Source organism: Clostridium sp. CAG:221, from assembly GCA_000435835.1.
Taxonomy (GTDB): domain Bacteria; phylum Bacillota; class Clostridia; order Clostridiales; family Clostridiaceae; genus Clostridium.
Genome location: FR883429.1, coordinates 153,658 through 174,261, shown reverse-complemented (window position 1 = coordinate 174,261; position 20,604 = coordinate 153,658). Strand labels below are relative to the sequence as shown.

General features: G+C 28.2%; 20 protein-coding genes. 14 read left to right on the top strand and 6 right to left on the bottom strand.

Annotation, left to right across the window (positions count from 1 at the left end; all coding sequences use genetic code 11):
* The 10 genes from Q5O44_RS15175 to Q5O44_RS15130 form a co-directional block, all read left to right on the top strand.
* The coding region (locus Q5O44_RS15175; protein ID WP_302638254.1) for a hypothetical protein at positions 1-846 on the top strand (846 nt) is incomplete at its 5' end.
* A 392-nt stretch (positions 847-1,238) separates the two neighbouring features.
* Positions 1,239-2,900 carry a ribonuclease J gene (locus Q5O44_RS15170; protein WP_022169304.1) on the top strand — a complete coding sequence of 554 codons (1,662 nt, stop codon included), beginning with the start codon at positions 1,239-1,241 and terminating at the stop codon, positions 2,898-2,900.
* Between the two features lie 103 nt (positions 2,901-3,003).
* Positions 3,004-4,443: a DEAD/DEAH box helicase gene (locus Q5O44_RS15165; protein WP_022169303.1), complete on the top strand. Its 1,440-nt coding sequence runs from the start codon at positions 3,004-3,006 to the stop codon at positions 4,441-4,443.
* Between the two features lie 161 nt (positions 4,444-4,604).
* Positions 4,605-6,029 carry a spore germination protein gene (locus Q5O44_RS15160; protein WP_022169302.1) on the top strand — a complete coding sequence of 475 codons (1,425 nt, stop codon included), beginning with the start codon at positions 4,605-4,607 and terminating at the stop codon, positions 6,027-6,029.
* A 106-nt stretch (positions 6,030-6,135) separates the two neighbouring features.
* Entirely contained in the window at positions 6,136-6,690 is a 555-nt protein-coding gene (locus Q5O44_RS15155) for an ECF-type riboflavin transporter substrate-binding protein (protein WP_022169301.1), read from the top strand.
* A 138-nt stretch (positions 6,691-6,828) separates the two neighbouring features.
* Positions 6,829-8,535 carry an ABC transporter ATP-binding protein gene (locus Q5O44_RS15150; RefSeq protein ID WP_022169300.1) on the top strand — a complete coding sequence of 569 codons (1,707 nt, stop codon included), beginning with the start codon at positions 6,829-6,831 and terminating at the stop codon, positions 8,533-8,535.
* Positions 8,532-9,359 carry an energy-coupling factor transporter transmembrane protein EcfT gene (locus Q5O44_RS15145; protein WP_022169299.1) on the top strand — a complete coding sequence of 276 codons (828 nt, stop codon included), beginning with the start codon at positions 8,532-8,534 and terminating at the stop codon, positions 9,357-9,359. Before Q5O44_RS15150 ends, Q5O44_RS15145 begins: the two co-directional genes overlap by 4 nt.
* A 173-nt stretch (positions 9,360-9,532) precedes the next feature.
* Entirely contained in the window at positions 9,533-10,408 is an 876-nt protein-coding gene (locus Q5O44_RS15140) for a radical SAM/SPASM domain-containing protein (RefSeq protein WP_022169298.1), read from the top strand.
* 77 nt (positions 10,409-10,485) lie between these two features.
* The gene (locus Q5O44_RS15135; protein WP_022169297.1) at positions 10,486-10,647 is read left to right on the top strand and encodes a DUF1540 domain-containing protein; all 162 of its coding nucleotides are present in this window, start codon (positions 10,486-10,488) and stop codon (positions 10,645-10,647) included.
* A 215-nt stretch (positions 10,648-10,862) separates the two neighbouring features.
* Positions 10,863-11,018: a zinc-ribbon domain-containing protein gene (locus Q5O44_RS15130; RefSeq protein WP_186834737.1), complete on the top strand. Its 156-nt coding sequence runs from the start codon at positions 10,863-10,865 to the stop codon at positions 11,016-11,018.
* 80 nt (positions 11,019-11,098) lie between these two features.
* Here the strand turns inward: Q5O44_RS15130 and Q5O44_RS15125 are convergent, their stop codons facing one another.
* The gene (locus Q5O44_RS15125) at positions 11,099-11,659 is read right to left on the bottom strand and encodes a hypothetical protein (RefSeq protein WP_022169295.1); all 561 of its coding nucleotides are present in this window, start codon (positions 11,657-11,659) and stop codon (positions 11,099-11,101) included.
* Between the two features lie 193 nt (positions 11,660-11,852).
* On the opposite strand from Q5O44_RS15125, the gene Q5O44_RS15120 reads away from it, so the two are divergent.
* From Q5O44_RS15120 to Q5O44_RS15110, 3 genes are all read left to right on the top strand, one after another.
* A complete protein-coding gene (locus Q5O44_RS15120; protein WP_022169294.1) occupies positions 11,853-12,059 on the top strand; it encodes a hypothetical protein in 207 nt (68 codons plus the stop codon).
* Between the two features lie 213 nt (positions 12,060-12,272).
* Positions 12,273-14,255 carry a type I pullulanase gene (gene pulA, locus Q5O44_RS15115; protein ID WP_022169293.1) on the top strand — a complete coding sequence of 661 codons (1,983 nt, stop codon included), beginning with the start codon at positions 12,273-12,275 and terminating at the stop codon, positions 14,253-14,255.
* A gap of 94 nt (positions 14,256-14,349) precedes the next feature.
* The gene (locus Q5O44_RS15110; RefSeq protein ID WP_291661938.1) at positions 14,350-15,147 is read left to right on the top strand and encodes a DUF4037 domain-containing protein; all 798 of its coding nucleotides are present in this window, start codon (positions 14,350-14,352) and stop codon (positions 15,145-15,147) included.
* Positions 15,148-15,368: 221 nt separating this feature from the next.
* On the opposite strand, the gene Q5O44_RS15105 is transcribed toward Q5O44_RS15110, so the two are convergent.
* The 4 genes from Q5O44_RS15105 to Q5O44_RS15090 are packed head-to-tail and all read right to left on the bottom strand — an operon-like array spanning position 15,369 to position 18,400.
* Positions 15,369-15,797, bottom strand: a complete 429-nt coding sequence (locus Q5O44_RS15105) for a Fur family transcriptional regulator (RefSeq protein ID WP_022169291.1) — start codon at positions 15,795-15,797, stop codon at positions 15,369-15,371.
* A 46-nt stretch (positions 15,798-15,843) separates the two neighbouring features.
* On the bottom strand, positions 15,844-16,686 hold the full coding sequence (locus Q5O44_RS15100) for a metal ABC transporter permease (protein ID WP_022169290.1): 843 nt from the start codon (positions 16,684-16,686) through the stop codon (positions 15,844-15,846).
* Positions 16,687-16,688: 2 nt separating this feature from the next.
* On the bottom strand, positions 16,689-17,477 hold the full coding sequence (locus Q5O44_RS15095; protein WP_022169289.1) for a metal ABC transporter ATP-binding protein: 789 nt from the start codon (positions 17,475-17,477) through the stop codon (positions 16,689-16,691).
* Complete coding sequence (locus tag Q5O44_RS15090) at positions 17,474-18,400, bottom strand: metal ABC transporter solute-binding protein, Zn/Mn family (protein ID WP_022169288.1); 927 nt, start codon at positions 18,398-18,400, stop codon at positions 17,474-17,476. Before Q5O44_RS15090 ends, Q5O44_RS15095 begins: the two co-directional genes overlap by 4 nt.
* Positions 18,401-18,626: 226 nt before the next feature.
* On the opposite strand from Q5O44_RS15090, the gene Q5O44_RS15085 reads away from it, so the two are divergent.
* Positions 18,627-19,919 (top strand): NCS2 family permease, encoded by a 1,293-nt coding sequence (locus Q5O44_RS15085; RefSeq protein WP_022169287.1) that lies wholly within the window; start codon positions 18,627-18,629, stop codon positions 19,917-19,919.
* 84 nt (positions 19,920-20,003) lie between these two features.
* Here Q5O44_RS15085 and Q5O44_RS15080 read toward each other — a convergent pair whose 3' ends face one another.
* Positions 20,004-20,441, bottom strand: coding sequence for a MarR family winged helix-turn-helix transcriptional regulator (locus Q5O44_RS15080; protein WP_022169286.1), 438 nt, complete (start codon positions 20,439-20,441; stop codon positions 20,004-20,006).
* Positions 20,442-20,604 lie beyond the last annotated feature (163 nt).

Here is a 20,604-nt window from a genome sequence, read left to right as displayed (position 1 = left end):
TCATGTGGACAAAAAAATCTGGTTTCTCAATCTAATAATGAAACTCAAAGTTCTATAAAAAAAGAAGAGAATAACATAAATCAAGACACTTTCCCTGATGTAAAAGAAAAAAATAATATAAATCAAGACGATGCCCCTCCTGAATTATTTGCTGTTGCAGGAGGAAGCAATGAAGTACCTGGAGTTTGCGAATATTATTTATATGAAATTAATATTACCCCAAGAATTAAGCCTTCAATTATTACTAAAAACTCTTCCTACTATGATGTAAAAAACGATAACACTATTTATATAGACGTAATTCTTACTGTATATAATTTGAGTAATGAATCTAAAATGTCTAATGATATAATAACTACAAAAATAAAAATCAAAAACAATGAGTATTCTTGTTTTTCTCTTGTGGAGAGTATTGATGGAACTAATTTAGAAAAATCAGCTTCAGTAAATCCACTAGAAACAAGAAACATTCATTACGTAGCCGAAGTTCCTATAGCCGACTCAACTACTGGTGAATTAGAGATTATCCTAACTATAAATGGAAAGGATTTTAGTAATACGTTTAGCTTAGATAGTCTTCAAAGTTCAATAAAAGAAAATACACAACAAAACACTAACACCAACGAAAAACAAGGCTTAACTGAAGAAGAATACTATATGATAATAAAAGAAGCTAAACAACATCAACAGGATTATATTGATTCTATTGATGATCCTAAAGTTAAACAATCAGTACAAACCCCATATTCTGCTGCTATTGCAGAATCAACAGCATTATATATAAAATATCCAGAAGATACTGATACTATAGATGCAGCTCTAAAGCGAGTTCTTAATGGTGAATAATCTTGACTCTAGAAAATCGAGAATGTCTAAAAAATTGTGTAAATTATAAATTAGATTAGTTAATATAACTGGAAATTTTATTTCCAGTTATATTTTTATTTAATTATTGAAATACTAATAATAAGTTTTTATTTAATTTTTTAATTTTGCTTTTACCGGCAATGGATATTCCAATATCTTTAGTGCATCTAATACAATATTTCCATTTAAGAGTTTCATATATAAATTTAAATAAATCAATACTTTTTACAATAGTTGTAGACATTATAGTAATAAATATACTTTAATGAATATTAATAAAAGTAAATATAAAGAATTAAATAATTAATAAAAACAAATAATAATTACAAAATTAGAATGTTTAGTTATATTAGTTTGAAAGGTGATTATATATGAAAGAAGGCACAATTAGAATAATTCCACTTGGTGGATTAGGTGAAATAGGGAAAAATATCACAGCCATAGAATATGAAGATGAAATAATAGTAATAGATTGCGGAATAGCTTTTCCAGATGAAGATATGTATGGCGTGGATTTAATAATTCCAGATATAACTTATTTAATTAATAATAGAAAAATAGTTAAAGGATTTTTTTTAACACATGGACACGAAGATCATATAGGCGCATTGCCATATATACTTAAACAGTTAAATGTTCCGGTATATGGGACAAAACTCACATTAGGATTAGTTAAATCAAAATTAGAAGAGCACAATATTTATAATAAAAGTACACTTATAAATGTTGAGGCAGGAGATATTGTAGAGTTTAATAAGATAAAGATAGAATTTATCAGGGTTACTCATAGTATTGCTGATTCATGCGCATTAGCAATATATACAGAAGTAGGTACAATTCTACATACAGGAGATTTTAAAATCGATTATACTCCTATTGATGGTAAGGTAATAGATTTACAGAGAATTTCTAATTTAGGTAGTGAAGGGGTTCTATTATTAATGGCAGATAGCACAAATGTTGAAATTCCTGGACATTCACCATCTGAAAAATCAATTGAAAAGACTTTAAATAATCTCTTTGCCAATAGTAAAGGTAGAATTATAGTTGCGACATTTGCATCTAATATTCATAGAATGCAACAAATAATACATTTATCTCTTAAATATAAGAGAAAGGTTTCTTTTAGTGGTAGAAGTATGGAAAATATATCACAAGTAGCAAGAGAGTTAGGCTACTTACATATACCAGATGAAGACATAATAGATTTAGATGATATATCTAAATATTCAAATGAACAGATAACCATAATAACTACAGGAAGTCAAGGTGAACCTATGGCTGCACTGGCAAGAATAGCTTTTTCAAGCCATAGAAAAATCAGTATAGAGCCTAAAGATACATTTATTATTTCAGCATCTCCTATACCTGGAAATGATAAATTAATATCAAAAGTTATCAATGAATTATTTAGAAGAGGTGCAGAAGTTATCTATGATGATTTAGAGGAAGTACATGTGTCTGGTCATGCTTATAAAGAAGAATTAAAGATGATTCATACTATAGTGAAGCCTAAATACTTTATGCCAGTACATGGTGAATATAGACATTTGAAGCATCATGGAGATTTAGCTGTAGATATGGGAATGCCTAGGAAGAATGTATTTATTTTAGAAACAGGTCAAGTTTTAGAATTAACTAAAGATAGCTGTAAAAAGGACGGTAAGGTAAGAGCAGGTGCAGTATATGTAGATGGTCTAGGGGTAGGTGATGTTGGCAATATAGTTCTTAAAGATAGGAGAAATTTAGCACAAGATGGTATGGTAATAATAGTTGTTACCATAGAAAAAGATACGTTAAGTATTGTTTCAGGACCTGATATTGTCACTAGAGGTTTTGTATATGTTAAAGAATCTGAAGAGCTTATTAAAGTTGTAAAATCTCTAGCAACAGAAGAATTAACAAAGTGCTTAGATAAGGAAATAATTGAATGGTATGTATTAAAGGGTAATGTGAAGAGGTCAGTAGAGAATTATATTTATGATAGAACTAAGAGAAGGCCTACAATTATACCAATAATAATGGAAGTATAATTAATGATAAGGAGTGAGATATTTGATAAAGAAAATATCTCATTCTTTTATTTTTAGGTTATACTAGAAAGATGAAAATATAATTAATAAAGAGGTAAAGATAGTGGAAAATGGATTTGAAAAATATAAAATAAGTGAGGAAATTAAGAAATCTATAGATGCAATAGGATACAAGAGTCCTTCTGATGTTCAGAAAAGAGTTATTCCTGAAGCATTAGATGGAAAGGATATAGTGGTAAAATCACAAACAGGTAGTGGAAAGACAGCAGCTTTTGCCATACCATTATGTGAAAAGGTGATATGGGATAATAGTAAGCCACAAGCCTTAGTATTGACACCAACAAGGGAACTTGCTATACAAGTGAAAGAGGAAATTCAGAGTTTAGGTAGATTAAAAAGAATAAGGGCAGCTGCTGTATTTGGAAAACAACCTTTTTCAGAGCAAATAAGAGAATTAAAGCAAAGAACACATATAGTAGTAGGAACACCAGGTAGGGTTATTGATCACATTGAAAGAGGGACATTTGATATATCAGATATAAATATCCTAGTAATTGATGAAGCAGATGAAATGTTAAATATGGGCTTTGTTGATCAGGTAAAATCTATCGTTTCCAAACTTAATTCAAAAAGACAGACAATGTTGTTTTCAGCAACAATGCCAGAAGAAATTTTAGCTTTAAGCAATAATTACATGAATAATCCTGAGAGTATTGAAATTAAGGCTCAAAAATTGATAACTGATAGAATTACTCATGAGATGTATAAAATAAATGAAGAAGATAAATTAAATGAACTGCGTAAAGTATTGATAAAAGAAATACCTGAAGGGGCAGTTGTATTTTGTAAAACAAAGGAAAATGTAGATAAGGTAGCAGAAAATCTTAAGAGAAAAGGATATTCTGTTGATAAAATACATGGTGGAATGATGCAGAAGGATAGAATGGCTACCATGGAGAAATTTAAAAAAGGATTCTTTAGAATACTTATAGCTACAGATGTTGCAGCAAGAGGAATTGATGTTGAAGGTCTTACTCATGTAATTAATTATGATCTTCCAGTGGAAAAAGAAGCATATGTACATAGAATAGGAAGAACAGGAAGAGCAGGTTCTAAAGGAAAAGCTATAAGTCTAGTAAATCAGTATGAAGGTAGGCTTTTAGATGAAATTCAAGGTTATATAGGCTTTGAAATTACTGAGATGGAGCCAATATCAAATAATGAAATAAGAGAAAAAGAGGCAAGTGCCAATAAACTTAAAACAAACCCTAAAGCCAAAAAAATTAAGGCTAAGGAAGTTGAAAAATCAATTACAAAAATATATTTAAATGGTGGTAAGAAAAAGAAAATAAGAGCTGGAGATATAGTTGGAGCTATATCAAGAATTGAAGGAGTTAATTCTGAAGATATAGGTATTATTGATGTTCAAGATATTGCTTCATATGTAGATATATTAAATGGTAAAGGCAATAAAGTTTTAAATGCTTTAAAAGATATGACCATAAAAGGAAAGAAGCTTAGGGTGGAAAGAGCAAAAAAATAATTATCAATGGTGAATTAATTTAATAAATTAGTTAACTTCAAGAAAGTCCTGATGGACTTTCAAACTATATTATGCATTATTAAATTGGCTTTCTTGGAATAATATAGTGTAAACATAAGCATACTAAGAGTAATACTAAAGATTTAGGGGGCATATGTACGATGAAGTTAACTAATGATTTAAAGAAAAATGTAGAAATCATTGATAAAAAGTTAAATGTAGGCAAGACATTTGATATGCTAACAAGAATAATAGATGTTCATAACACTAAATTTTATCTATATTATTTAGATGGCTTTGTAAAGGATACTAACTTAGAGTATGCACGAAGAGATATGTACAATTTAAAAGAAGAAGATTTTGCTAGTATAAAAAGTGCCAATGAATTAATTGAAAAGGCTTTAAGCTCCATAGAAGCAAGTACAGATAATGATGTAGATAACCTTATTACAGCTGTATTAAGCGGTCAAACCATAATGCTTGGACCTTGGAATGAGGCTATAGTTCTAGATTTTAGAACATATCCTTCAAGAGGTGTTGATGAACCTAATAAGGAAAAGGTATTAAGAGGAGCACATGATGGATTTGTAGAAACAATTGTATTTAATACAGCATTAATTAGAAGAAGAATAAGAGATCCGCACTTAATTTTTGAAATGCATAGTGTTGGTAGTATATCAAAGACAGATGTAGCTGTGGGATATATTTCTGATAAGATAAAACCAGATGAATTAAAAAAGATAAATGATATGATTGAAAGCTTAGATATTAAATCACTTACTTTAGGAGATCAAAGTTTTGTTGAATCAATAAATAGTAAAAGTTGGATAACGCCTTTCCCAAAGATAAGGTATACTGAAAGGCCAGATGTTGCAGCAGCACAGTTAGTAGAGGGAAGTATAATTATAATAATAGATAATACTCCATCCATATTGATTTTACCAACTACAGTATTTAGTTTTTTACAGTCAGTAGATGATTATTATCTTCCTGTACTTACTGGTAATTACTTAAAGCTCATTAGAATGGCGGTGCTTTTTGCTAATTTATTTTTAACACCTGTATATGTATTACTAACAGATAATCCAGGTTGGCTAATAAATTTTGCAGGTGGTTTTTTTAGTTTTTTATTACCAAAGGATGCTTATAACATACCCATATTTTTTCAATTTATTATTGGAGAATTTGCTATTGATGGGTTGAAATTGGCATCGCTTAATACACCAGATTCATTAGGTACTTCATTATCTATAATTGGTGGGCTTATATTAGGAGATTATGCTGTTCAGACAGGATGGTTTACACCACAAACTATTCTTTACATGGCAATAGTAGCACTTACTAGTTTTGTTCAGCCAAGTGTGGAATTAAGCTATGCATTTAAATTTACTAGGTTAATACTTCTTGTATTAACAGGAATATTTGGTCCAATAGGTTTTATTGTAGGCATAATAATTAACATAATAATGATATCTAGTACTAAGACAATTACAGGCGATTCATATCTTTATCCATTAATACCTTTTGATAGAGCAAAATTATTAAAGCTTATATTTAGATGGAAAAAGGAAGTAGATAATAAATAATTTTGTTAAATAATATAGAATTTTGTTGAATGACATATAATCTTGACGAAGGGGCATTAATAATATATTCTAAGATGTATATAATTATTAGAAGGGGGTAAAGCTTGTGAGTGAAAGTAAATTATCTATAAATACTATCGTAGCTATAGGTATAGGAGCAGCGGTATTTATAATTTTAAGCCGTTTTGGTTCTATTCCAACATTTATACCAAATACCAATGTTGAAACAGCATATGCATTCTTAGCATTAATGGCTGTAATTTATGGACCAGTTGCTGGATTATCAATTGGACTTGTTGGACATTTATTAAAGGATTTAATTCTTTATGGTTCACCTTGGATAAGTTGGATTATTGCTTCAGGAATAGTTGGATTAGTAATAGGATTATCTAAAAAAAGACTTAATGTTGAAGATGGTGAATTTGGAAGAAAGAAAGTAATAGTATTTAATATATATCAAGTAATAGCAAATGCTGTTGCATGGTTATTAGTGGCACCAGCATTAGACATACTTATTTATGCAGAACCTGCAAAAAAAGTATTTACACAAGGCGCTGTTTCTTTTGGCTTTAATATAGTAATGGTTGGAATACTTGGAAGTATTCTTATTGCAACATATGTAAAGACAAGAGTTAAAAAAGGAAGCTTAGATAGAGAATAGAAAATAAGGCAAAGAAATGTGGTTTTTTGACAACATTCTTTGTCTTTTTACTTTTATCATAATTAAGTTAATGACATATAGCTTAAAATATAGTATATTTGTTAGTGGTAATAAAATAAAATGGAGAAGGAATTTTGTATGAAAAAACCAGTAATTGAATTTAAGGATTTTAGTTTTCAGTACAGAGCTCAAGCAAAACCTACATTAAATAATATAAATTTAACTATTTATAAAGGTGAGAAGGTTCTTATTGTAGGACCATCAGGTTCTGGTAAAAGTACATTATCAAATTGTATAAATGGACTGGTACCATTTTCTTATAAAGGTGAAATTAAAGGTAGTTTAAAGATAAATGGGAAAGAAAGCAAGGAACTAAGCATAGCTAAGATTTCAAACATGGTGGGGACAGTTCTTCAAGATCCAGATAGCCAATTTATAGGTCTTACAGTGGCAGAAGATATAGCTTTTAAATTAGAAAATGACTGTATAGAACAAGAAGAAATGAAAAGAAGAGTTAAAATGGTATCAAAGATAGTAGAAATAGATACACATTTAGATAGCGCTCCACATAGATTGTCTGGAGGACAAAAACAAAGAGTAACACTAGCAGGAGCCATGGTGGGAGAAGCTGATATACTTTTATTTGATGAACCATTAGCAAGCTTAGATCCAGCTACAGGAAAAAGTGCTATTGAGCTTATAGATAAGATTCAAAAGGAAAATGAAAAAACTATAATAATTATTGAGCATAGGTTAGAGGATGTATTACATTGCAATGTTGATAGGATAATTGTGGTGAATAATGGGGAAATCGTTAGTGATATAACACCAGAAAAATTATTAAGTTGCAATTTACTAACTGAATCAGGAATTAGAGAACCTCTATATATTTCAGCGTTAAAATATGCTGGTTGCCAGATAAATCCTCAGTGTAATCCAGAGCATATAGATAAATTAAATGTTGATGTTTTCAAGGAAAAGCTTACTGATTGGTATACAGCACTGAGTAGTGAAGAATCTTCATATGATAATGAAAGTATTTTAAGATTAGAGAATATAAGTTTTGGTTATTCAAAAGAAAAGGAAATACTACATGATGTATCTTTCGATATAAAGAAAGGTGAAATGGTTAGTATAGTTGGAAAAAATGGTGCTGGAAAATCAACTATATCAAAACTTATTTGTGGTTTCTATAAGCCAACTTGTGGAAGAATTTTATTTAAAAATGAAGATATTGCAGGGCAAAGTATAAAAGAAAGAGCAGACAAAATAGGGATAGTAATGCAAAATCCTAATCAAATGATTTCAAAAGCCATGATTTTTGATGAAGTTGCCTTAGGATTAAAGGTGCGAGGCATTCCAGAAGATGAAATTAAAGAAAGAGTATACAATACATTAAAGATATGTGGATTATATGAATTTAGGAATTGGCCAATTTCTGCTTTGAGTTTTGGTCAAAAGAAGCGTGTTACCATAGCATCTATATTAGTGCTTAACCCAGAAGTGATAATATTAGATGAGCCTACAGCAGGGCAAGATTTTAAGCACTATACAGAAATTATGGAGTTCTTAAGGGAATTAAATAAAAATGGAGTTACTATCGTTATGATAACTCATGATATGCACTTAATGCTAGAATATACTAATAGAGCAATTGTATTATCAAATGGACAGAAGCTAGCAGAAGATACGGCAGCTAATATTTTAACTAATGAGAATATCATAAAAGAGGCTAATCTAAAAGAAACTTCATTATATTCTTTAGCAGTAAAGTGTGGTATAGATGACCCAAGAGAATTTGTAAGAAGATTTATAAATTATGATAGGAGGATAAGAGGAATATGAGCGCAATGCTAGAATATTCAGAGATAAACTCACCTATACATAAATTAACTGGAGCAACTAAGCTTATATGTCTAGTTATTTGGGCATTAGCATCAATGGTGACTTATGACACACGAATTCTTGTTGTGATGGTTATTTGCAGCATAGCTATATTTAAGATATCAAAGGTTGAATTTAAAACTGTATCATTTGTATTTTATTTAATTTTAGTATTCTTACTAATTAATAATATTGCTATATTTTTATTTTCACCTTTAGAAGGAACATATATTTATGGAAGTAGGACGGATTTATTCCATATTGCAGGTCCTTATACTGTAACTACAGAACAGTTATTTTATCAATTAAATATAACATTAAAATATTTTGCAATAATACCTATGGCGTTATTATTTATAGTTGCTACAAATCCAAGTGAATTTGCCGCATCTTTAAATAAGATAGGTGTAAATTATAAAATAGCTTATTCAGTGGCTATAGCTTTAAGATATATTCCAGATGTACAAAGAGATTATCAAGAAATATCATTTGCTCAACAAGCAAGAGGAATTGAAATGTCAAATAAGGAAAACTTATTTAACCGTATAAAGAGTTCAGCAGCTATTATAATGCCACTTGTTTTTTCAAGTTTAGAAAGAATTGAAACTATAAGTTCGGCAATGGAACTTAGAGCATTTGGTAACGGTAAAAGCCGTACTTGGTATAGTGGAAGAAAGTTTGAAAAACGTGACTATATAGCTATACTTTTAGTAAGCATAATATTTATCATAGCTATGATAATGACAATTAAAAATGGAAGTAGATTCTATAACCCATTTAGATAATTATGAATTATGAATTATGAATTATGAATTATGAATTGAGGAGGAAACTCTTAAGGGAGTTTCTATAAATTAACGCTACGCTAATTTTATGAATGATGAATTATTAGAAAACTCAGCTTGTGCTGGGTTTTCTTGTTGTATATTCCATCAAGATTATGTAAAGGAGAAAACAAATGAAAAGATTTAAAAAAGTTTATATAGAAATAACTAATGTTTGCAATTTAAGTTGTAACTTTTGTCCTAAGACAGGAAGAAAGCTTCAATTTAGTGATGAAGAAAGGTTTAAAGAAATAATAGAAAAAGTAAAACCTTATACTGATTATGTATATTTTCACTTAATGGGAGAGCCTTTATTAAATAAGAATTTAGCAAGATTTTTAGATATTTGTTATGAAAATGGCTTAAAAGTAAATATAACAACTAATGGAACTTTGCTAGCAAAAGAAAAAAATGTACTTATAAATGCAAAAGCATTAAGACAAGTAAATATATCACTTCATAGCTTTGAAGCAAATAAAGTAACTAAAGAACTAGAGGAATATGTATCTGAGGTAATAGACTTTATTAATGAAGCAAAAGAAAATATTATATGTTCTATAAGATTATGGAATATGGATAATGGGATCTTGAATTTAAAAGGGAAGAATACCTTAAATGATGATATATTAAAAATGTTGCAAGAAGGATTGAATTCTGAAATAGATATTAAAGAAGCTTTAAGTAATAAACCGGGAATAAAGGTAAGTAAGAATGTTTATATAAACAGTGCAGAAAAGTTTGAATGGCCTAATATAAATAGAGATGTTATTAGTGAAAGTGCATTTTGTTATGGATTAAGGGATCAGATAGGCATATTGGTGGATGGGACTGTAGTACCATGTTGTCTTGATAGTGAAGGAAATATACCACTAGGAAACATATTTGAAAGTTCATTAGAAAATATTTTAAATTCTAAGAGAGCAAAAGACCTATATGAAGGATTTTCTAATAGAAAGGCTGTAGAAGAGTTATGTAAGAGATGTGGATATGTAACAAGATATTCAAAATAGAAAATAAATAATGCAGTTTTACTGAGAATAATTTCATCATTACCTACTAATAATAATCTTGTTAGGAGGTGAGTATTTTGAATATTAATCCAGGTATTAAATGTAGTGTAGATAGTTGTAAATATAATAATACTAATAAACAATATTGTACCTTAGATGTAATTCAAGTAGGAACACATGAAGCACATCCAAAACAAGTAGAATGTACAGATTGTCAGTCATTTGAACTTAAGCAATAGTATTTGTCTTAAATAAAAGAAGGAGTGCTGTTTAGCATTCCTTCTTAAATAAAAGCTGTAAAATTATGATTAATTTAGTAAAAAACATTGTAAAAACTTTATAAAATGGTATAATTAAACAGTGATAATTAATAAAAAGATTCTGATGATAATAAATTTCTCCAACAGTTAGAGAGACATTATTATTTAATTAATCTTTTGAAGTGGAGGAATTAATAATGGATAAGACATTAGTGTGTCAAGATTGTGGAAAAGAGTTTATATTTACAGAAGGTGAACAAGCTTTCTACAAAGAAAAAGGTTTCGATAATGAACCAAAGAGATGCGTAGAATGCAGAAGAGCAAGAAAAGCAAATAACAATAACAGATAATTATTGTTTAATTTAAGGAAGGCTATAATGAGTATTCATTACAGCCTTTTTATTTGCAAATAAAAATATGTAATTATAATTTATTTTAATTCTTTAAAATAACATTTTAGTTTTTCTTCTTCTTCTTCTGTTAATTTATCACCACATTTTTTCTTTTCAATTAATTTTTTAAATTCTTCATATTTTTTATCGCCAAGTTTACATTTGAATACTACATCTCTTAATTCAAATAAGGCTTTCTTATCACTTTCATCAAGGGCAGTTCCTTTTTTTATTTTTTCTTGAATTTCACATAGTTTCTTTTTTTGGTCTGAGTTTAATAATTTCATATTATCTTCAGTCCAAAACTTCATATCAGGACATGCTTCTTTTTTTTGGTCTTTTTCCATATCCTTCTTATCTTTTTCACAATCTTTTTTGTCTTTTTCTACATCCTTTTTATCTTTTTCACAATCTTTTTTATCTTTTTTAGTTTCTTTCTTTTCTTTTTCACAATTATCTTTATGGCGATCATCGTCACAAGAACATGGTAGGATATTAGTAGTATCTACTGAAGCAAAAGCTTGAGCTGCAGGCATAATTAATGTTTCGGTAGATACTAACAAAGAAATTAGCATTAAAGATAAAGATTTTTTTTTCATATAAATACCTCCTTGAAAACTTGATGTAAAACAAAAATTATATTTTCTTGTTCCACACTATAGATATAGTATGTGAACTTTCAGTGAATTTTAATATAAAAAATAAAATATTTTTTATATTTAGAATTATATTGTCTTTTTTATATATGGATATTATTCTATTTATGTAGATAAATAGAAGGAGATATGACATATGTTTGAAAAAGTTCTATATAAGATTGTAATAATATTACCATACATATTATTAGCTTTATCTTTTATTTCATTAATATTGGGCGTTGTTAAAAAAAGTTCAAAGGAACCATGTAAGAAGTATTTTATTTTATCAGCGGCAAGTATTATATTAGGGATAATAATATTTTTTATTCCAATGATAATAATAATAAATTCAATGGGTTAATAATGAAAGTGTAAGTATTTTAATATGCTTACACTTTTATTATTTTCATAAAGAATTGTCTATATATTTTTAGATATATTATAAATTTTCACAAATGAAGCGTAAAAAATATAACATATGATATAATAAGAAAATAATGGTAAAAATGGAATAAAATATAAAGCAATACTTGGAAATTTATTGTGGTAAAAGAGTAAGAAGGGAATATATATTATGGAAAGTAATTATTTTGAATCAAAAGAATTTAATGAAAAGTATAATTATGATGGCAAGCTAGGAGTAATATATTCTAAAAAGAGTAGTGAATTTAAACTATGGGCACCATTAGCAGAACAAGTTGAGCTAGTCCTATATGGAAAGGATTATAATGCTCTAGAATCTAATAAAACTATCATAAAAATGAATAAAGAAAATAGGGGCGTATGGAGAGCTAGAATAAATGAAGATTTAAGTGGTGAATATTATAATTATTTAGTTAGAAATAATGGTAAAACATATGAGTCAGTGGATCCATATGCAAAAGCTGTTTCTATAAATGGAGAAAAATCAATGGTAATAGATATGGAAAGCACTAATCCTAAGGGATGGAGTAATGATAAAAAGCCTATATTAAATGATGTAACTGACTCCATAATATATGAAGCGCATATAAGAGATTTGACTAAAGATGAAGCTTCAGGAGTAATTACAGAACTAAGAGGTAAGTATATAGGTGCTGTGTTGGAAAATAGCAAAATTAAAGGGACAAGCATAACTACAGGGCTTGACCATTTAAAGGAGTTAGGAATAACTCATATTCATTTATTACCAGTATTTGATTACGAATCTATTGATGAAAGGTATGATAGTCCAGATAATTATAATTGGGGATATGATCCTCAAAATTATAATGTTCCTGAAGGGTCATACTCTACAAATCCATATGAAGGTGCAGTAAGAATTAGTGAATTTAAAGAAATGGTATATAGATTTCATCAAGCTGGAATTAGAGTAGTAATGGATATGGTTTATAATCATACCTATAATTTAGAATCTCCTTTAAATCTTACTGTTCCAGGTTACTATTATAGAAAAGATAAATATGGATGTTATAGCAATGGCTCAGGTTGTGGCAATGAGACAGCATCTGAAAGGTATATGTTTAGGAAATATATGATTGATTCTGTGTTGTATTGGGCAAAAGAATATCATATTGATGGTTTTAGGTTTGATTTAATGGGTCTTCATGATTTAGAAACTATGAGGATTATTAGGAACGAGCTAAATAAGGTTGATAAATCAATTATTATGTATGGTGAAGGATGGACTTGTTATGATACACCTCTAAATATCAATGAATCAGCAGTTAAAAATAATATATGTAAATTTGATGATTTACAAATTGCTGCTTTTAGTGATGATGCTAGAGATTCCATAAAAGGTTCAGTTTTCTTAAAAGAATCTTTGGGATTTGTTAATGGAGGGGACAATTATGAAGAGTCTATAAAATATACAATATGTGCTTCTACAAAGCATGATGAAATAGATTTATCTAAAGTAGTTTATTCAAAATCATTTTGGGCTAATGAACCATATCAAACAATTACGTATGATTCAGCACATGATAATAACACTTTGTTTGACAAGCTTAGAATGTCTTGCAAGGATGAAAATGAAGAAGAATTATTAAAAATGAATAAGCTAGCTGCTGCTATAGTTTTAACATCTCAAGGAATAAGTTTTTTACATGAAGGGGAGGAGTTTGCAAGAGTTAAAGAAAATTTACAAGGAGAAATAATAGAAAATAGTTATAATTCTTCAGATTATACAAATGAACTTAAATGGCTTAGAAAACAGAGATACATTGATTTATTTAATTATTATAAAGGACTTATTAAGTTAAGAAAGGAATATAAAGCCTTTAGAATGAATAGTAATAAAGAGATACAAAATAATATTTCTTTTATGGCTAAAGGTAATGAGTTTAAAGATAATCATATAGTAGGTTACATTATTAATATAGAAGATTATAATGATAGCTATAGCAAAATAGCCGTAATATTTAATGCTAATAAATATAATGTGGAAGTTGATTTGGATGAAGGTAAATGGAATGTGCTTGTAGATGGTGAAAAAGCTGATAGTGAGGTTCAATATAAAATAGAGGATTCTATTGTCAATGTTTCAGCAAGGAGTGCGTTAATCTTAATAAAGTAAATTTCAGCTAAAAGGTTAATAATGAATAGTTTAATTTTTATTTCTATTCATTATTAACTTGAATATAATAAAAATAGGGGTGATTTTTGTGGGAATGAATATGATAGTATATCAACTTGTAAACGAGTACAAAGGACTTTCAGAAGTTGAGGCCATTACTTTAGCAGGTTCAGGAGCTAACGGTAGAAAAGATAATTATTCGGATATAGATATAGATATTATAGTATCAAAAGAAATTGATAATGATAGAAGGGAACAAATTATTAAAAAGGTTTCAGATTATATGGAAGTAGGCAATGATTATTGGGGAGATGGAGATGAATTTCTTTTAAGAAGTTCAGATATACAAGTAGATATAGCATATTTTGAAATGAAGTGGCTAAAGGAGCAGATTTCAAATATATTAGATAAGAATATTGCATGTACAGGATACTCAACCTGCTTTTGGCATAATGTAAAGAATGCAGTTATTGTTTATGATAGAAATGGTGTATTTACTGAATTGCAAAAAAAATGTAACACAGCCTATCCAGAAAAATTAAAAAGTAATACTATGAAGAAAAATTATCCTATTTTAAGAAGAAGTTTTTCTTCATATTATAATCAAATAGCTAAAGCATTAATGAGAAATGATTTAGTTAGCGTTAATCATAGGTTAGCAGCATTTCTAGCAAGTTATTTTGATATATTATTTGCCATTAATGAAATCCCTCATCCTGGAGAGAAAAAATTGATAGATATAGTTGAAAATCAATGTAACATTAAGCCAGAAAATTTTAAAGAAAATTTAAATAACCTATTTATCCAAGGGAATGATAAAATTCTACAGAATTTAAATATAATTGTGGATAATTTAGATGTGGTATTGAGAAAGGAAAATATTGATATATAATAAAAATTAAAAACTTAGTAAATGATGAACTTAGATAATGATGAACTTAAATAATTATGAATGATGAGTGATGAATGATGAATTGTGGAATAAACTCCTTAAGGGAGTTTAGAAAGAATAAAATTTATAGAAACTCTGAGAGTTTCATCTTTAATTCATAATTCGTAATTCATCATTCATAATTAAAATAGAGATTACAAAAATTTTTGTAATCTCTATTTTTAGTGTTTTCTACACTCTTTACATATGCCGTATATTTCTAGCTTATGTCCTGTTATTTCAAAATCTAAATTATCTTCTAATTCGCTTTCATATTTTGAAAGTGGACAGTTTTCTAAAGGAAATATTTTTTTGCAGGATGTACAAACTAAATGATGTTTATGCTTTAATGTATTTATTTCATAAAAAGTTTTGTTAGTATCCCCAAGTACATATTTATTTATTAAATTATTATCTACTAAAGTATCAAGTATTCTATATACAGATGATAAATTTATGGATATACCTTTTTCTTTTAGTTTTAAAAAGATATCTTCTGCTGTTAAAGGCTGATTTTCAATTTCTAAAACTTCTAAAAGTGAGTTTCTATGTTTTGTTACTTTTAAGCCCTTTTTCTTTAGCACTGTAATAAAATCAGTTTTTGTTTGCAAACTTAAATCCTCCAAATTTTTATATAATTATTACTAATTATTTATATTATATAAATTTTTTCTTTAAAATTAAAGTTATGAAAAATACCACGGAAGAAACTAATACTATAGTTGCTCCGGTAACTGTATTTAAGTAATAAGATAATATAAGGCCTGTTATACCTGAAAACAACGCAATAACTATAGAGAATAAATGATATTGTCTTACATTTTTGGCGATATTTCTAGCAGAAGCTCCTGGAAGTACTAATAAGGAGTTGATAATTAGAAGTCCTACCCAGCTTACAGTAAGAGTTACAACTACAGCAATAGTACATGTAAAGAGTATTTCTATTAATAGTGTATTAATGCCACGGCTATTTGCTAAGGAAGTATTTAAACTAGTTATAAGTAGTTTATTGAAAATAAAATACCATAAAATAATTACGGCTATAAATACTAATATAAGCAGTAGTATTTCAGAGCCAGTTATGCTAAGTAAATCTCCAACTAAATATGAAGAAAATTTACTAAGGCTACTGGAATAACTCATAAGTACTAATCCTAAAGCAATAGCTGTAGATGAAAAAACGCCAATGATAGTATCAGTGGATGAAGTACCTTTATTTTTAATTACAGTAATTGCTATGGCAAAGCAAATTGAAAATAGTGTTGCACCCCACATTGGATTTAAGCCACCAAAAAGAATGCCTAAAGCAATTCCAGTAAAAGCACCATGTCCTAAAGAATCAGCAAAGAATGACATTTTATTGTTAACAACCATAGTACTAAGAAGTCCAAAAAGAGGAGTTACTATTAATACTGCCAGTAAAGCATTTTTCATAAAATCATACGATAGCCATTGAAATGGTAAGATTGTATCCATCAAGTTATAAATAGAATCAAGCATTATTATAGTCCTCCTGTGTTTGATGATTTATCATTATAATTTAAACTGAAAAGTTTCTTTGTGGCTGGATTATTAAATACTTGTGCAGGAGTTCCAGAACATACTACAGTACCATTAATAAGAGCAACTCTGTCAGAGTACTTATATACTAAATCAAGATCATGAGAAACTAGGATAATAGATAAATCATAATTTTTCTTTATTTCCATCAGCATATCATAAAAAAGTTCAGTTCCATTTTGATCCACGCCAGAAATAGGTTCATCCAATAGAAGTATATTAGGTATTGGGTCTAAAGCTAAAGCTAGCAATACCCTTTGCATTTCGCCACCAGATAAAGCTCCCAGTCGTCTATCAATTAAATGAGAAGCTTTTACCTTGCATAAGCTTTCATATACTTCGTTTCTAATTTTCTTTTTAGGCTTAAATATAGATGGCCTAGGAGATTTACAAGAAGTAAATAAATCTAAAACACTTATTGGTGAATTAGAATCAAAAGTAAGATATTGAGGTACATAACCAATTATAGGCTGATGAAATGTTGAATCATTTGTACCTAGAAATTTCAAGCTTCCTTCATGTTTTATTTCGCCTAATAATGCTTTTAAAAGTGTACTTTTTCCAGCACCATTTGGCCCAATAAGAGAAGTTAATTCTCCACAGTGAATGTGGAGATTAACGTTATCTAAAATCTTGTTACTGCCAAGGGTTACTGAGAAATTTTCGATTTTTGTACAGCAAAAATTCTTACAGTTTTTATCAATATTAGAAAATTTATCTTTATTTATCATTTTAAGGCCTCTTTCAAAGTGTTTAAATTTTCTTGCATTTTGACAATGTAGTCATCATATGCATCTTCATTGGCATCACCTGTTACAATTGGATCAAGCGTATAAATAGAAGCTCCAGTTTCCTTGGCAATAGTATCGGCAATTTTTGAAGAATACTGAGGTTCTGTAAATAGAGCTTTAATATTTTTTTCATTAATTATTGAAATAATGTTCTCCACTTCTTTTGCAGAAGGTTCAGAATCAGGCTCAACTTCTATTACACCAGCAATATTAAGATTAAATTCTTCTGCAAAATAAGGAAAGGCTTCATGGAAAGTTATAATATCCTTATTATTTACATTATCTAAAGCTGCATGCATTTCAGTTCTTAAATTTTCAAGTTTTGCAATATATGCATCTGCATTAGCTTCATATTCACTGGCGTGATTAGGGTCAAAAGCAGAAAGTTCTTTAGCTATATTAGAAACTTCTTCAATGTTTTTAGAGATACTTACCCACACATGAGGATTAACATCATGTTCGTGTTCATCATGATCTGTATCTTCAATTAAAGATATACCATTACTAGCTTCAATTATTTTTAAATCAGAATATTCATCTATAACATCATCTAAAAATGATTCCATTCCTGCACCATTAATTACAAATATATCAGCGCTGCTTAAGGTTTTTAAATCTTTTGTAGAAAGACTATAATCATGAAGGCAACCAGTTTGTGGAGCTGTCATATTTATTACTTCTACATCAGGAATATCTTTAACTATATTTAAAGTAGAAATATACATTGGATAAAAAGAAGTAACTATGGTTAATTTATTATTAGATTCAATAGAATTATTAGATTCTGCAGAATTATTGCATCCTGTAAGAAGCATAGATGCTGCAAAAACTATAGTTAAAATTTTTGTTAATTTGGTTTTCATTAATATCCTCCTAAATTCAAATAAGAATAGTTTGCATTTGCATATAATATTATAAACTAAAAAGATAAATTTTAGAACAAAAAATTTAAAATAATAGATGAAATAATACTTTTACGAATGATTATTTTTGGTTATATAAAAATATTCGACGAAACTATTGAAAAAACGCCAAAATATGATATTATAATTTAGTACTCAGCGAAATATAAGAAAAGGAAGATAAAAAATGGAAAGATTTTTTAAACTTAAGGAAAATGATACGAATGTTAGACAAGAAGTTGTAGCTGGAATTACAACATTTATGACCATGGCATACATACTTATAGTAAATCCTACAATTTTATCAGCTGCAGGAATGGATTCAGGGGCTGTCTTTACAGCAACAGCATTATCATCTGTAGTAGCTACATTAATTATGGGTATATATGCAAAACTGCCATTTGCTCAAGCTCCAGGTATGGGACTAAATGCTTTCTTTGCATATACAATAGTATTGCAAATGGGATATTCATTTGAATTTGCACTAACAGCGGTTTTATTAGAAGGTTTAATTTTTATTTTATTAACATTATTTAATGTACGTGAAGCAATAGTTGATTCAATTCCAGTTAATATAAAGAAAGCTATTTCAGTAGGAATTGGTTTATTTATAGCTCTATTAGGTCTTGAAGCTGCTGGAGTAGTAATTGGTGATGGAGCAACAATATTAGCATTAGGTGATGTAAGAAACAATACAATTCTTCTATCATTAATTGGTATAGTAATTACAGGTATATTAGTAGCAAGAAAAGTTAAGGGTGCATTATTCTTAGGAATGATTATTACAACAATTATTGGTATTCCTATGGGAGTAATTGAGTTACCTAATTCTATAATTAGTATGCCACCATCAATTAGCTCAACATTTATGAAATTTGAATGGCATAATATTTTTTCATTTGATATGGTAATAGTGTTATTTACATTATTATTTATGGATATGTTTGATACAATTGGAACACTGGTAGGAGTTGCTACAAAAGCAAACATGCTTGATGAAAATGGCAAAGTTAAGAATATTAAAAAAGCTTTATTTGCCGATGCAATTGGTACAACTGTAGGGGCTTGCTTAGGAACAAGTACTGTAAGTACTTTTGTTGAAAGTGCATCTGGAGTTGCAGAAGGAGGAAGAACAGGTCTTACAGCAGTATCTACTGCAGGTATGTTCTGTTTAGCATTATTCTTCTCACCATTATTTGGAATGGTTACACCAGCAGTTACAGCATCAGCTTTAGTTATAGTTGGATTATTTATGATTGAAAATATTAAAGAAATAAACTTAGAAGATTATACAGAAGCTATTCCTGCGTTCCTTACAATAATAATGATGCCTTTTGCGTATTCTATAGCAGATGGGATTGCATTTGGAGTACTATCATATATAGGTGTAAAAGCATTTTCTGGAAAAGTAAAAGAAATATCAATACCTACATGGATAATTGGAGTAGTATTTGTATTAAAGTTTATCTTAATACATTAAGAATTAAAAATTAGAAATTGAAAATAAAAAATAGACATACTATTTGATTTTATATCAAAAAGTATGTCTATTTTATTGCTTTTACTATGTTATTTTAGGAATTAATTTTAAAATATTATCTATTGATTCAGAAAGCATATTTAATTCATCTTCATTTAAATTTTTAATTTTATTATAGATGTTAATTTTAACTTGTTCTTCTAAAGATTTAAATAAATTGCATGCAGATTTTGTATGTTTAATCAATATAACCCTTCTATCATTATCATCACAATACCTTTCAACATAACCTTCGTTTACTAGTTTATCAATAATTGGAGTCATATTAGGTTTAGATATTGATAAATCTTTAGCTACTTTTGAAATAGGATTTGCTCCGTTATGTATTAAATAAAATAAAACTTTAGCATGAGATGAAGGAAGATTTAATGATTTTAAAGCATCATTTGGATTAAAAACTCGTCTATTTAGAGATAATAAAAGTATATATAAATTATTAGGTATATGGTCTATAGAATTCATAAGTTACCTCCTGAATTTCTTAATATTATCATTATAATCTAATGTATAAAAATTTACAATAAAATAGTGATAAAAATATAATTATTATATAAATATAATAAAATCTATTGACGAAAAAAGGTTATAAAAATATAATAGTTATTAAATAATAAGTTTAATGCAT